Raw genomic sequence first — 13,792 nt, forward strand, 5'->3', positions numbered from 1 at the left:
TCAGTTCTCCCTCCAGACGGAGATCCGCCAGCGCGCGATCCAGCCGAAGACCAGGCCGAAGACCAGGCCGGCCAGGGTGAGGGTGAGCAGCAGGATCCAGCCGCGGCCGAGGCCCATCGCGGCGCCCTCGGGAGCGGGCGAGGCGGAGGCCAGGTCGACGGTCAGCTCCAGCGGCATGCCCGGGTCGGCCTGGACGCCGGCCTGCGGGGCCAGCGAGTTGCTCACGACCAGGCAGACCGTGGTCTCCGGCTTCTCCTTGGCGTCCTTGGAGGCCGTGGGGCTCGCCGTGACGTACCCCTTGGAGTCGGCGGTGGACCAGCGCAGGCCGGTGGAGACCACGTCGGTGCGGGAGCTGCCGGCGTCGGTGCCGCGGACCAGCTCCTGGCCGGTCGCGCTGGTGGCCTGGAGCAGCACCCCGTAGTCGCGGGCCACCGGGCGGTCCAGGGCGACGCTGACCGAGGCGCGCAGCTCCTGGCCGGACTTGACCGGGACCTTGTAGACGCGGTGCTCGGAGAACTTCTCGCGGTCGGTGTAGACGCCCGGGGCGAGGACCGGGGCGTTCTCGCACTTGTCGGTGCCGGTGGTCTTGACCGGGGTCACGGTGTAGGTGTCGTTGGAGCGGTCGACCAGCTGCTTCACCTTGTCGGTGAGCTGCTCCTGGGTGCGGACGTCGGTGTAGGTGCCGCCGGTCGCGTTGGCGATGCAGAGCAGCTGCTGGCGGGTCTTGTCGTCGTGGGCGAGGCCCAGGGTGTCGACCACCAGGTGGATGCCCTGGGAGGCGAGCTCGCGGGCGACGTCACAGGGGTCGGGCGGGGTGCAGGTGTCCTCGCCGTCGGTGATCAGCACCACGCGGCGGGTGGTCTCGCCCTTGCCGAGGTCCTGGGCGGCGCCGCGCAGGGCCAGCCCGATCGGGGTGAACCCGGTGGGCCGCAGGGTGGCGACGGCGGTCTTGGCCTCGACCTTGTCGGTCTTGCCGACCGGGTAGAGCTGCTTGGTGTCCTGGCAGCCCAGGGTCTTGTCGTTGCCGGGGTAGGTCGCGCCCAGGGTGCGGATGCCGAACTCGGTCTCCGCGGGCAGCGCGTCGATCACCTCGTTCAGCGACTGCTGGGCCACCGCGATGCGGCTCTTGCCCTGGATGTCCGCTTCCCGCATGGAGCCGCTGACGTCCAGGACGAGGTCGACCCGGGGGGCCTCCTTGGTCTTGGGAGCGGCCCCGGCTGATGGTTCGTCGGCGTGGGCGGGCAGGCCGAGGAGCAGCGAGGCGCCCGTTATCGCCAGGGCCGCCAGCAGGCTGCCGAGCCTGGTCTGTGGTCGTCGTCCGGTAGTCACCCGGCCGATACTAGGGATCATCAGTTCGTCATGGCGAAACGAGTCCCGATCGTGCCTCGACCAGCCGTGGCGTGAACTCCGGCGCACGGATGGGGAATTAGCTCACGCCGGCTTTACCGCCGATGGATAGCCTTCCGTACACAACGGGCCGGGACGGGGGCGTGATGGAGCTGGCGGCGGTCGGCAAGCGGTACGGGCGGCGGGAGCGGTGGATCCTGCGCGGGGTCGACCTGGCGGTCGGGCCGGGCGAGTTGGTGCGGATCGCCGGGCGGAACGGGAGCGGCAAGTCGACGCTGCTGCGGCTGGTCGCCGGGATCGAGCGGCCGAGCACGGGGCGGGTGGTGCGGCCGGGGCCGACGGCCTACGTGCCCGAGCGCTTCCCGCCGGCGCTGCCCTTCGACGCCGTCTCCTACCTGCTGCGGGTCGGCCGGGTGCACGGGCTGTCGGCGGAGCGGGCGCGGCGGCGGGCGCAGGAGTGGCTGGACCGCTTCGGTGTCGCGGACCGGGCGGGCACGCCGCTGAGCCGGCTGTCGAAGGGCACCTGCCAGAAGGTCGCGGTCGCCCAGGCGCTGCTGCCCGAGGCGCGGGTCCTGCTGCTGGACGAGGCCTGGACCGGGCTGGACCCGGAGGCCAGGGCGGTGCTGGACGAGGCCGCCGCCGAGCGGGCGGCGGCGGGCGGCACGGTGCTGTTCGTCGACCACGACCCGGCCCGGCTGGCCGGGCTGACCAGCGCCGCGTACCGGGTCGGCACGGACGGCGCGCTGCGGCCCGTCGAGGACGGGGCGGGGGAGCAGGGGCGGGAGGGCCCGGTGATGGAGGTCGAGGTGGACGTCGAGGACGGCGCCCCGCTGCCGCCGCTGCTGCCGGGGGCGCCGGAGGTCACCGCGCTGGCCGGGACGGCGGTGCGGCTGGCTGTCCCGGCCGCGCACTCGGACGCGCTGCTGCGCCGGCTGCTGCTGGGCCGCCCGGCCGTCCGGGTGCTGGCGGTGCGTCGGCGCGAGGAGCCCGGGGCGGGGGAGCGGTGATGACGCGGATCGGTTCGCTGACCCGGTACCACCTGGAACTGCTGCTGCGCTCGCACGCCTGGCTGCCGCCGTTCCTGGCGTACGCGCTGCTGCTGGTGGTCGGGGTGGCGGTGGGCGACCCGCTGCTCGGCGGGCTCGGCTTCGGCGCGGGGGTGCTGCTGCCGGTGAGCGCCTGGTACGTGCGCAGCGTGCTGAGCGCCGAGCCGCCGGCCTCGCGGGCCTGCCTGGTGGCGGCGGCCGGCCCGGTCCGGGTCCACCTGGGGGCGCTGCTGGCGGCGCTGACGGTGTCGCTGGTGCTGGCGGTCGGTCAGGTGGCGGCGGTGTGGTGGACCAGCGGGTCGGTGGCCAACGCGGGGGCGGAGCGGGATCCGGGGGCCGGGGCGGCGGTGTCGGCCGGGCTGGCGGCCTCGGCGGTCTGCGCGCTGCTGGGGGTGCTGGCCGGGGCGCTGGCGAACCGCCCGGTGCTGGGCCGGGCGCAGTACGGCATCCCGACGGCGCTGGCGCTGGCCACGCTGCTGCTGGTGGTGCCGTACTCGCCCGCCAACGCGGCGGTGCGCGGGCTGGTGTCGGCGGCCCGGACCGGACGGGTCGCCGTGCCGTGGCCGAGCCTGGCGGCCGCCGTCGTCCTGCTGGCCGCGGTCGGCGCGGGGGTGGCGGTGCTGGCCGGGCGGCGGCCGGAGTGAGCGGAAGCGTGCCGGGTGATTCCGGCAATGGCGGACACACCGCAGCGAAGAGCCGATAAATATGGATAACACTCGTTAGGGTGCGGAATCGGGACACGGCGCCACCACACGGGCGCCCCTCCCCGGCCTGTCCGACACCCTGGAAGGACCCCGCAGTGAGCAACCTCTTCGCGATCGCCTACCCGGACCTCGCCACCGCCCAGGCGGTGCGCAGCGAAGCGATCGGGCTCCAGAAGCAGAAGCTGATCGAGCTGGAGGACGCGGTCGTCGTCGAGCGTCGCGCGGACGGCCGGATCAAGCTGCACCAGCAGGTCAGCACGACCGGGGCGGGCGCCGCCGGCGGCGCGCTCTGGGGCGGGGTCATCGGCCTGCTGTTCTTCATGCCCCTGGTGGGCGCGGCGGTCGGCGGTGCGACCGGGGCCGCGGTCGGCGCCTCCACCGACATCGGGGTGGACGACGACTTCATGCGCCAGGTCGGCGAGCACCTCCAGCCCGGCACCGCCGCCGTCTTCCTGCTGGTGCGCAAGGCGACCGCCGACAAGGTGGTCCCGGCGCTGGCCCGTTTCGGCGGGCGGATCATCCAGACCTCGCTGTCGGCCGAAGCCGAGGCCGAGCTGAAGGCGACCGTCGAGGCTTCCCGCTCCCAGGCCTCCGCCTGACCCTCCCCGTCTGACCGCCGCTCCCCCCGGGGCGGACCCGCCCCGCCGCCGGTCCGCCCCGGTCGGCGTCCCCCCGGCCGGCGGCACCGGGTCCTTCCCCATCCCAGGACGGTCCGTGGCGACACCCTCCGCCGTGCCGAGAACCGCCGCCGGGCCGAGCCGGCCGGTGCCGACCAGGCGCACCACCGAACTCGTCCTGGTGGTCGGCGCCGTCCTGATCGCCGTCTACGGCTACGTCGAGGTCGGCGTCAACCTGGACGGCCACGTGCCGGCCGACGCGGCCGAGTACGGTGCCGCGCTCGGTGTGCTCGCCCTGGTGGCGCACGGCGTGGTCCGGTGGCGGGCCCGGTACGCGGACCCACTGCTGCTGCCGATCGCGATGCTGCTGAACGGGATCGGGCTGGTGGTGATCTACCGGCTGGACCGCGCCACGCCGGGGCGCGCCGGTGCCGCCTCCACCCAGCTGCTCTGGTCGGCCCTGGGGGTGGCGCTGTTCATCGCGGTGGTGCTGCTGCTGCGCGACCACCGCCGGCTGCAGCGGTACGCGTACATCGGGGCGCTGCTGGCGCTGGTCCTGCTGGTGCTGCCGATCTTCTTCCCGCCGGTGTACGGCTCCCGGATCTGGATCGTGATCGGGCCGCTCTCCTTCCAGCCGGGGGAGTTCGCCAAGATCCTGCTGGCCGTCTTCTTCGCCGCCTACCTGGCGGTGCACCGGGACGCGCTGGCGCTCACCGGACGCCGGGTGTGGCGCCTGCAGCTGCCGCCCGGGCGGGTGCTCGGGCCGGTGCTGCTGATCTGGGCGGCGTTCGTCGGCGTCCTGGTGCTGGAGACCGACCTCGGCACCTCGCTGCTGTTCTTCGGCCTGTTCGTGGTGATGCTCTACGTGGCCACCGCGCGCACCGGCTGGATCGCCATCGGCCTGGGCCTGGCCGCCGTCGGGGCGGTGGCGGTGGGCTGGCTCTCGCCGCACGTGCACAGCCGGGTCACGGACTGGCTGGACCCGCTGGGCTCGATCGAGGCGGGCCGGGGCGCCAACCAAATCGCCCAGTCGCTGTTCGCCTTCGCCTGGGGCGGCGAGCTGGGCACCGGGCTCGGCAACGGGCACTCGGTGCTGATCGGCTTCGCCGCCAAGTCGGACTTCATCCTCGCCACCATCGGCGAGGAGCTCGGGCTGACCGGGCTGATCGCGGTGTTCCTGCTGTACGCGGTGCTGGTCTCGCGGGGCTTCAGGACCGGCATCGCGCTGCGCGACCCGTTCGGGCGGCTGCTGGCGATCGGCCTGGCCGCGATCGTCGGCCTCCAGGTGTTCGTGGTGGCGGGCGGGGTGCTCGCGCTGATCCCGCTGACCGGGATGACCATGCCGTTCATCGCCCAGGGCGGCTCCTCGGTGGTCACCAACTGGATCATCGTCGCGCTGCTGGTGCGGATGAGCGACACGGCGAGGCGGCCCGCTCCGGAGGAGGTCCGATGACGCGCGCGCGGCCCGGGGGAAACGGCCCGCAGGGGTTGCCCGGCATCTCCGTCACCGGGCGCCGGGCGGCCACCTTCTGCCTGCTGCTGATCGCGGCGCTGTGCGCGCAGGCCACCCGGGTGCAGGTGTTCCAGGCGAAGGAGCTCAACCACAACAGCGCCAACCAGCGGCGCACCATCGAGCGCTACGCCCAGCCGCGCGGCGACATCATGGTCGGCTCGCAGCCGGTCACCGGCTCCGAGCCGACCGGAGGCCGGTACGCGTACAAGCGCGACTACACCGACGGCCCGACCTACGCGGCGGTCACCGGCTTCGCCTCGCAGGCCTACGGCACCACCCAGCTGGAGGCGACCGAGGACGACCTGCTGACCGGCACCGACGGCCGGCTGGCGGGTCGGCCGGTCTGGGACGCCGTCTCCCGCCGGCAGAACCCCGGCGGGGACGTGTACACCACGCTGAACCGGGCCGCCCAGCGGGCCGCGATGCGCGGGCTCGGCGACCGGAAGGGCGCCGTCGCCGCGATCGAGCCGGCCACCGGGCGGATCCTGGCGCTGGCCAGCACGCCCTCCTACGACCCGGGCTCCTTCGCCGGGTACGGCGCCGACGACCAGGCGGCCTGGAACCGGCTGCAGGCCGACGCGGACGAGCCGATGCTCAACCGGGCGCTGCGCCAGACCTACCCGCCGGGCTCGACCTTCAAGGTGGTCACCGCCGCGGCCGCGCTGGCCGACGGGGTGGTCACCGACCCGGACGCGCCGACCGACGCGCCGTACCCGTACGTGCTGCCCGGTACGACCACGCCGCTGGTCAACGACACCCCGGTGTGCGACCGGGCGGGCCTGTCGCTGGCCGAGGCGATGACCGCCAGCTGCAACAGCGTGCTGGGCCACCTGGGGGTGCGGGTCGGGCTGGACCGGATGGCCGCGATCGCCGGGGACTTCGGCTTCAACGACGCGAAGCTGGACGTCCCGGTGCGCGCGGCCCGGTCGAACTTCGACACCCGGATGGACGACGCGCAGCTGGCGCTCTCCTCGATCGGGCAGTTCGACACGGCGGCCACCCCGCTGACGATGGCGATGGTCGCCGCCGGGATCGCCAACGGCGGGACGGTGATGCGTCCGCAGCTCGTGGACAGGCTGACCAGGAGCGACGGCACCACGGTGCAGCTGATGCGGCCGTCCGTCTACAAGCGGGCGATCACGCCGGCGGTGGCCGCGCAGGTGCGCGGGCTGATGACCGACGTGGTGGAGAAGGGCACCGGCGGCAACGCCCGGATCGCCGGGGCGGTGGTCGGCGGCAAGACCGGGACGGCCCAGCACGGGGTGGGCAACAGCGGGACACCGTACGCCTGGTTCATCGCCTGGGCCGCTCCGGCCGGTTCGGACGCGGTGCCACCGGTGGCGGTGGCGGTGGTGGTCGCGGACAGTGACGCCACCGACGTGACGGGTGGTGCGCTGGCCGCGCCGATCGCCCGGTCGGTGATGCGCGCGGTGCTCGGCCGATGACCCCGGCGGGGGTGCTGAGCTGCTGCTTTAACGGTCCGGCGGAGGGTGCGCCGTTTACGAAGTGTCCGGTTTGTGCATCGATATGCGCCGATTCGGACAATGCGCCGGTTGGTACTGTTCGTTTGCGACACTGGTGCTTTCGCCGGAGACTGTCCCATCTTTGTTCGGTTGGTCCTCGTGATGACACCCCGTGGCATGTCGGGTGACCAGACGCCAGGTCACCCTCCCCCCGCCCAGAAGGACCGCAGTTTTGGCCAGCAACACCCTCGGTGCGCGTCTGCTGCGACGCAAGCCCGTCTCGACACTGATCGCTGAGACCGAAGGCAAGGACGCCCTCCCGGCCGGCGCGCCCGAGGAGGGCGGGCGCTCCGGCATCCACCTGCGCCGCTCGATCGGACTGTGGCAGCTGTCCTCGATCGGCATCGGCGCCACCATCGGCACCGGCATCTTCTTCGTGCTGAACACCGCGGTGCCCTCGGCCGGCCCGGCCGTCATCCTGTCCTTCGTGATCGCCGCGATCACCGCCGGGCTCACCGCGCTCTGCTACGCCGAGATGGCCTCCGCGATCCCGGTCTCCGGCTCCTCGTACTCCTACGCCTACGCCACCCTCGGCGAGGGCGTCGCCTTCGGCGTGGGCATCTGCCTGCTGATGGAGTACGGCGTCTCCGCCTCCGCCATCGCGGTCAGCTGGGCCGAGTACCTGAACAAGTTCTTCGACCTCGCCTTCGGGTTCACCATCCCCGAGCAGCTGTCCGGCGCGCCGGGCGGGGGCCACTGGTTCAACCTGCCGGCGCTGCTGCTGGTCGCCATGGTCTGCGTCCTGCTGATCCGCGGCGTCAGCGAATCGGTGAAGGTCAACGCGGTGATGGTCGGGATCAAGATCCTGATCCTGCTGCTGTTCATCGGCGTGGCGCTCACCGGCTTCCACTCCGGCAACCTGACCCCGTTCATGCCGCTCGGCATCGGCGGCGTGCAGGTCGCCGCGTCCAGCATCTTCTTCTCCTTCATCGGCCTGGACGCCGTGTCCACCGCCGGTGAGGAGGTCAAGAACCCGCGCCGCACCCTGCCGATGGCGATCATCATCTCGCTCGTCGTGGTGACCCTGCTCTACATCCTGGTCGCCCTGGGCGGCATCGGCGCCCAGCCCTGGCAGAAGTTCGACGGCCAGGAGGCCGGCCTCGCCCAGATCCTCCAGGACATCACCGGCCAGAGCTGGCCCGCGATGCTCTTCGCGGTCGGCGCGATCGTCTCGATCTTCAGCATCACCCTCGTGGTGATCTACGGCCAGACCCGCATCCTGTACTCGATGGGCCGCGACGGCATGCTGCCCAAGCGCTTCGCCGAGCTCTCCCCGCGCAGCGGCACCCCGGTGTGGAACACCATCGTGGTGGGCCTCGGCGTGGGCGCGCTGGCCGCGTTCGTCCCGCTGAACATCCTGGCCGACATCACCAGCCTCGGGACGCTCATCGCCTTCTCGGTGGTGTCCATCGGCGTGATCGTGCTGCGCCGCACCCAGCCCGACCTGCCGCGCGGCTTCAAGGTGCCCGGCTACCCGGTCGTTCCGCTGCTCAGCGTCGGCTTCTGCATCTACCTGATCACCGGCCTGCACGCCGACACCTTCCGGGCCGGCGCGATCGCCCTCACCGTCGCCGTGGTCGTCTACTTCGGCTACAGCATCAAGCACTCCCGGCTGGAGCAGGCCGAGCGGGCGTCCGTGTCCTCGGACAGCAGCGCCGGCTGATCCGCAGGCGAACCCCGTGTGAAGGGCCGTCGACCGCCGAGGCGTCCGGCGGCCCTTTTCACGCCATCCCCGTCCGGTGTCCGACGCCATGGCGACACGGCCCGGCTCGCACCCATAACCTTCCACCATGGTGAGCACCCGCACGCCCGGCCACTCCCGCCCGCGCGGCCGCTTCACCGGCCGCGGCAGAACGCCGGCCCAGACCTGCGCGATCGAGACGTCGTCCAGACCCGGACGACCCCCGCGCGGCTTCTCCGTCCGCCCCTTCCCCCGACAGCGCGGCGAGAGCACCTTTCCGCCCACGCCCGACCGACCGAACACCGCCGGGCTCGCCGGGCTCGTCTCGACACGGACCGCCCAACTGCTCGGCTGCCTGGTCGCGGCCGGCTGGGCCGCCGCCTTCCCGCTCGTCTCCGACCTGGACAACCAGCGGCTGTGGGGCCTGATCGCGGCCCCCGCCTACCTCCTGGCCGGACTGCTCTGCCTGACCCTGCCGCGCCGTTTCGCGGCCCCTGCCGCCGCCTCGGTGGCCCTCGTCGGGGCCGTCCTCGTCCCGCTCGGGCTGCTCGCCCTGCACGGCCGCCACCAGTCCGAGGTGATGGTGGTCGAACGCTCGGCCCACCTGCTGCTCACCACCGGCACCGCGTACCTGCCGCACCCGGTGGTGGTCACCGACTACGACCCGTACCTGCCGGCGATGTCCCTGTTCGGGATGCCGCGCCAGCTGCTCGGCGACTCCACCGCCTTCGCGAGGGTCGCCGGGGACGCCCGGATCTGGTTCGCGCTGACCTTCTTCGCCTGTCTGCTGGCCGCCTGGCGGCTGCTGCGGCCCACCCGGCCCGGCGGCGGCCACCCGCGCGCGCCGCTGCTGCCGCTGGCCGTCCTCACCGCCTCGCCGCTGATCGCGCTCGCCCTGGTGGTCGGCGGGGTGGACCTGCCGCTGATCGGGGTCTGCTGCCTGGCCATGGCGCTCGCCGAGCGGGACCGCACGGTCGGCGCCGGGCTGGTGCTCGCCCTCGCCTGCACCCTCAAGTGGACGGCCTGGCCCGCGCTGCCCGTCGCCGTCCTGCTGCTCTGGCGGCTGTACGGCCGGCGGCCCGCGGCCAGGACCGCGCTGATCGGGGTCGGGGTGAGCGCGCTGGTGATCCTGCCCTCCGCGCTGACCCAGGCGGACGCGCTGCGCGAACAGGTGGTGCGCTTCCCGCTCGGGATGACGGCGATCCGAACCCCGGCGGGCAGCCCGCTGCCCGGCAAGGTGCTGGCCGGCTTCGGGCCCACCGGGCACGCGATCTCGCTGGCGCTGATGACCGTGGCCCTGGTCGGCGTGGCGATCTGGCTGCTGGCCCGGCCGCCGGTCTCCGCGATCGCGGCGGCCGACCTGCTGGCCGCCGGGCTCGCCATCGCCTTCATGCTGGCCCCGGCCGGGCGGTTCGGGTACCTGGCGCTGCCGGCGGTGCTGGTGATCTGGCCCCGGCTGGCGGCCGGGCGCTGGAGCGGCCGGCGCCCGGTGCCGCCCGCCGCCCGGATACGCGGCGGGCGGCAGCCGGTCCTGCCGCGTCGCTAGCGCTCGGGAAGGCGCCGAGCCCGCCGGGCCCCTCCGGGGCCGGGCGGGCTCGGCGCTCGTCGGGGGCCTCAGCGACCGCCGGCGGCCTTCAGGATGGAGGCGACGGCCGGCCCGGCCGCGTCCACGCCGTGGCCGCCGCCCTGCACCTCGGCGGCCACCGCGAGGTTGCCGCGGTAGGCGGTGAACCAGCTGTTGGTGACGTCGACCCCGGCGACCTCGGCGGAGCCGGTCTTGGCGCCCGCGTTGTCGGTGATGCCGGCCATCACGTCCCTGGCGGTGCCGCCGGTGGCGGTGGCCGCCATCATCGCCTTCAGCTTGGCGTCCACGTCCGGGGAGAGCGGGCGGGCGGCCTTCTGCTGCGGCAGCTCGGCGACCAGGATCGGCTGCTTGAACTCGCCGCTCTGCACGGTGGCGGTGACCGAGGCGATGGCCAGCGGGTTCATCTGGACCTTGCCCTGGCCGATGTAGTTCATGGCCTGCTCGTCCTTGCTGCCCGGAGTCGGCGGCACCTTGCCGTCGGTGTTCGGCAGGCCGGTCTTCCACTCCAGGCCGATGCCGAACACGTCCTTGGCCGTGCCGGACAGCGTCTCGGGCTTGAGACTGGTCAGGCCCTGGTCGATGAAGGCGGTGTTGCAGGACATCATGAAGTCCTGCTGGAGCGTGTTGGTCGGGAAGGCGCCCGGGAACGAGTTCGGGATCGCGTGCGGGTTGCTGCTCTTCTCCGGGCAGGCGACCACGGTGTCCGGGTTGACCCCGGCCTCCAGCAGCGCCGCCGAGGTGACGATCTTCATCGTCGAGCCCGGCGCGAGCAGCCCGAGGAACGCCCGGTTCTGGCCGGTGGCCGGCGAGTTGGCGAAGGCCAGCACCTGGCCGGTGCTCGGCTCGATCGCCACGACGGAGCCGGGCTTGCCGGCCAGGTCCGTCATCGCCTTCTCGGCGGCGGCCTGGAGGGTGTTGTCGATGGTCACCTTGAACGGCTTGCCGGGCTTCGGCTCGACGATGGTGAACAGCTTGTCCACGGCGCCCTTGCCGGCCGGGTCGGTGATCACCACCGCGGTGCCCGCGTCCTGGTCCTTGGCCGGGTCCGGCGGCAGCAGCTTGTTGGCGTTGTCCTGGAGGGTGGTCATCAGCGTCGTGGTGAGCGAGGCGCCCTGGATCGGCTTGCCGTTGCGGTCCACCACGGTGGACGGCGGGGCGAAGACCGGCTGGACGGAGATGGTCTCGTTGCCGGACAGGTGCGGGTGGATCACCGACGGCGCCCAGTGCACGGCCGGGGTGTTGTCGCTCATCTTCACGACGCTGAGGAAGCCCTGGTAGTCCCAGGCCCGGTTGGTGCCCGCGAACTCGGCGCGCGCCTTGTACGACATCAGCGTGCCGGTGGGCCCGGGCGTGGCCGACGGCGAGTCGCCGGCGCCCGGCGTGCCGGCACCCGGCGTCGCGGAGGCCGAGGCGGACGGCTTGGCGGCCGGGGCGGGGGTGCCGGTGGCGGCGGAGAAGACCTGCTGGGTGGTCGGGCCGAACGGGGTGAGGGTCAGCGCGCTCGGCTTGACCTGGTCCTTGAAGGCGGTGAGGGCGGTGGTGGCCGCGGCCGGGTCGTCGGTGAGCGAGGCCGCCTTGGCGATGTCGCCGGCCGCCCAGGCCGTCAGGAAGTCCTTCATCCCGGCAGCCGCCTGCTCGGCCGACGGCGGCTCGGCGAGCACGGTGCGCGGCTTCTTGCCGCCGGAGCCGTCGGAGCCGCTCATCAGGCTGTACGCGCCGTAGCCGCCGCCCGCGAGGACGGCGATGGACACGCCGGTGATGATGCCGATCTTCGCGCCACTGCGCATGGTGCAGGTCCCCCAGGGGTCTCGCGGCCGGGCGCAACCGGCCGGGGCCGGAAACGCGGTACCCCCCCACCCTAGGCAGCGCGGATCGGTGCGCCGGCGAATCGCCCGGCACTTGTGACGGATCTGGTACGTGCCGTACACCGCATACGGACGAATCGTGGGAACCCGGTGCGCGCCGGGCCGGCGGTCAGATCCAGCTGTTGAACCACATCCGGCGGCGCCAGTCCTCCAGCGGGATCGTCTGCCCGGTGAACAGCGGGAAGAAGAAGAGGAAGTTCCAGACGATCAGCAGGACCAGCAGGCCGGCCGCGGTGGAACCGATGATCCGGCGGTCCCGGGAGGCGCCGGCGGGGCCGATCAGGGCGCCGATCAGCATCGTCACCGCGAGCACCAGGAACGGGACGAAGACCACCGCGTAGAAGAGGAAGATCGTCCGCTGCTGGTAGGCGAACCAGGGCAGGTAGCCGGCGGCCAGGCCGCAGAGCAGCGCGCCGGCCCGCCAGTCCCGCCGGGCCGCCCAGCGCCACAGGCAGTAGGCCAGCGCCACGACGCCCGTCCACCACAGCAGCGGGGTGCCGATGCCCAGCACCTCGCGGGCGCAGTCGGCGGCGGTGCAGCCGGCCTGGCCGTACTTGGGGGACTCGTAGAAGAAGGACACCGGTCGGCCCAGCACCAGCCAGGACCAGGGGTTGGACTGGTAGGTGTGCGGGTCGCTCAGGCCGACGTGGAAGTCGTAGACCGTCGAGTGGTAGTGCCACAGTGCGCGCAGGGCCTCGGGTATCCACGGGAAGTCGGTGGAGCGGCCGACCGCCCAGTCACGGCCCCAGCCGCCCTGGCCGGGGGCGGTGCTGCTGGCGAACCAGCCCCACCAGGAGGCGATGTAGACGGCGACCGAGACCACGACGACCGACACGAAGGCCGGCACCACGTCCCGGGCGAGCACCGCCACGAAGGGGCGCGGGGCGCCGGCCAGGCGGCGGGCGCCGACGTCCCAGAGCACGGTCAGCAGGCCGAAGGCGGCCGCGACGTACAGGCCGCTCCACTTGGTGGCGCAGGTCAGGCCGACGCAGACGCCGGCCGCGATCCGGTACGGGCGCCAGCCCAGGTTCAGCCGCTGGGCGAGCTCGGCGTTCTCGACCCCGCCCAGCCTCGCGGCCAGCAGCGCCCGGGTGCGGTCGCGGTCCAGCAGCAGGAAGCCGAAGGCGGCGAGGGTCCAGAACATCACCACCAGGTCGAGCAGGGCGGCCCGGCTGAGCACCAGGTGCAGGCCGTCCACCGAGAGCAGCAGGCCCGCCACGCAGCCCAGCAGCGTGGAGCGGAACATCCGGCGGGCGATCCGGGCCACCATCAGCACCGAGAGGGTGCCGAGCAGGGCCACCGCGAACCGCCACCCGAAGGGGTTCATGCCGAACAGCTGCTCGCCCACGCCGATGATCCACTTGCCCACCGGCGGGTGCACCACGTACGAGGGCGTCGCCCGGTACGGGACGGCCGCGCCGGGCGTCATGATCGTGGTGTTGGCGTCCTCCGGCCAGCTGATCTCGTAACCGCCGTGCCAGAGCGCGTAGGCGTCCTTGGCGTAGTACGTCTCGTCGAAGATGATCGCGTGCGGCTGCCCGAGGTTCGTGAACCGCAGCAGGCCGGCGAACACCGCCACCGCGATCGGCCCGAGCCAGCCCGCCCAGCGGCAGAGGAAGACCCACAGGCCCTGCGGCAGCGAGACGCCCATCCGCAGCAGCAGCGGCGACTGGGGCACGTCCCCGGGCGTCACCCGGGGGCCGTCCGGCATCGGCGGCACCAGGCGCTCGGTGAGCGGCGCGGCGGGGCGGGCGGTGTAGCCGTACCGGGCCAGGCGCTCGCGCCAGCCGGCGGGTCCGTCCTGCGGTGGACGGGGGGACGGCAGGCCGACGCCGCCGTACGCGGAGTGGTCCGTACCAGTGGGCGTCTGCGCCGCCGTGTCGCCGTTCATCCGCCACATCGTAGGGGCGC

At 73.4% G+C, this 13,792-nt stretch carries 10 protein-coding genes; 7 read left to right on the plus strand and 3 right to left on the minus strand.

What is annotated here, in order from left to right:
* Entirely contained in the window at nt 1-1,329 is a 1,329-nt protein-coding gene (locus ACZ5OX_RS35545; RefSeq protein WP_465635970.1) for a VWA domain-containing protein, read from the minus strand.
* A 164-nt stretch (nt 1,330-1,493) separates the two neighbouring features.
* Between ACZ5OX_RS35545 and ACZ5OX_RS35550 the strand changes: the two genes are divergently transcribed.
* From ACZ5OX_RS35550 to ACZ5OX_RS35580, 7 genes are all read left to right on the plus strand, one after another.
* Complete coding sequence (locus ACZ5OX_RS35550; RefSeq protein WP_465636022.1) at nt 1,494-2,354, plus strand: ATP-binding cassette domain-containing protein; 861 nt, start codon at nt 1,494-1,496, stop codon at nt 2,352-2,354.
* On the plus strand, nt 2,354-3,037 hold the full coding sequence (locus tag ACZ5OX_RS35555) for an ABC transporter (protein ID WP_465635972.1): 684 nt from the start codon (nt 2,354-2,356) through the stop codon (nt 3,035-3,037). Before ACZ5OX_RS35550 ends, ACZ5OX_RS35555 begins: the two co-directional genes overlap by 1 nt.
* Before the next feature lie 155 nt (nt 3,038-3,192).
* Nucleotides 3,193-3,696: a DUF1269 domain-containing protein gene (locus tag ACZ5OX_RS35560; RefSeq protein WP_465635974.1), complete on the plus strand. Its 504-nt coding sequence runs from the start codon at nt 3,193-3,195 to the stop codon at nt 3,694-3,696.
* Between the two features lie 115 nt (nt 3,697-3,811).
* Entirely contained in the window at nt 3,812-5,167 is a 1,356-nt protein-coding gene (locus tag ACZ5OX_RS35565; RefSeq protein WP_465635976.1) for an FtsW/RodA/SpoVE family cell cycle protein, read from the plus strand.
* Nucleotides 5,164-6,672 carry a penicillin-binding transpeptidase domain-containing protein gene (locus ACZ5OX_RS35570; RefSeq protein WP_465635978.1) on the plus strand — a complete coding sequence of 503 codons (1,509 nt, stop codon included), beginning with the start codon at nt 5,164-5,166 and terminating at the stop codon, nt 6,670-6,672. Before ACZ5OX_RS35565 ends, ACZ5OX_RS35570 begins: the two co-directional genes overlap by 4 nt.
* A 250-nt stretch (nt 6,673-6,922) precedes the next feature.
* On the plus strand, nt 6,923-8,413 hold the full coding sequence (locus ACZ5OX_RS35575) for an amino acid permease (RefSeq protein ID WP_465635980.1): 1,491 nt from the start codon (nt 6,923-6,925) through the stop codon (nt 8,411-8,413).
* 127 nt (nt 8,414-8,540) lie between these two features.
* On the plus strand, nt 8,541-9,977 hold the full coding sequence (locus tag ACZ5OX_RS35580; protein WP_465635982.1) for a glycosyltransferase 87 family protein: 1,437 nt from the start codon (nt 8,541-8,543) through the stop codon (nt 9,975-9,977).
* 68 nt (nt 9,978-10,045) lie between these two features.
* Here the strand turns inward: ACZ5OX_RS35580 and ACZ5OX_RS35585 are convergent, their stop codons facing one another.
* Both ACZ5OX_RS35585 and ACZ5OX_RS35590 read right to left on the minus strand, forming a co-directional pair.
* Nucleotides 10,046-11,803: a penicillin-binding transpeptidase domain-containing protein gene (locus ACZ5OX_RS35585; protein ID WP_449790399.1), complete on the minus strand. Its 1,758-nt coding sequence runs from the start codon at nt 11,801-11,803 to the stop codon at nt 10,046-10,048.
* A 187-nt stretch (nt 11,804-11,990) separates the two neighbouring features.
* The gene (locus tag ACZ5OX_RS35590) at nt 11,991-13,781 is read right to left on the minus strand and encodes a dolichyl-phosphate-mannose--protein mannosyltransferase (protein ID WP_465635984.1); all 1,791 of its coding nucleotides are present in this window, start codon (nt 13,779-13,781) and stop codon (nt 11,991-11,993) included.
* Nucleotides 13,782-13,792: the final 11 nt, after the last annotated feature.

This window comes from Kitasatospora sp. NPDC032121 (assembly GCF_055580145.1).

Coding starts and splice junctions, on each gene's coding strand:
- ACZ5OX_RS35550 (WP_465636022.1), top strand. CDS start 1,494: ATGGAGCTGGCGGCGGTCGGCAAGCGGTACGGGCGGCGGGAGCGGTGG.
- ACZ5OX_RS35555 (WP_465635972.1), top strand. CDS start 2,354: ATGACGCGGATCGGTTCGCTGACCCGGTACCACCTGGAACTGCTGCTG.
- ACZ5OX_RS35570 (WP_465635978.1), top strand. CDS start 5,164: ATGACGCGCGCGCGGCCCGGGGGAAACGGCCCGCAGGGGTTGCCCGGC.
- ACZ5OX_RS35580 (WP_465635982.1), top strand. CDS start 8,541: ATGGTGAGCACCCGCACGCCCGGCCACTCCCGCCCGCGCGGCCGCTTC.
- ACZ5OX_RS35585 (WP_449790399.1), bottom strand. CDS start 11,803: ATGCGCAGTGGCGCGAAGATCGGCATCATCACCGGCGTGTCCATCGCC.
- ACZ5OX_RS35590 (WP_465635984.1), bottom strand. CDS start 13,781: ATGTGGCGGATGAACGGCGACACGGCGGCGCAGACGCCCACTGGTACG.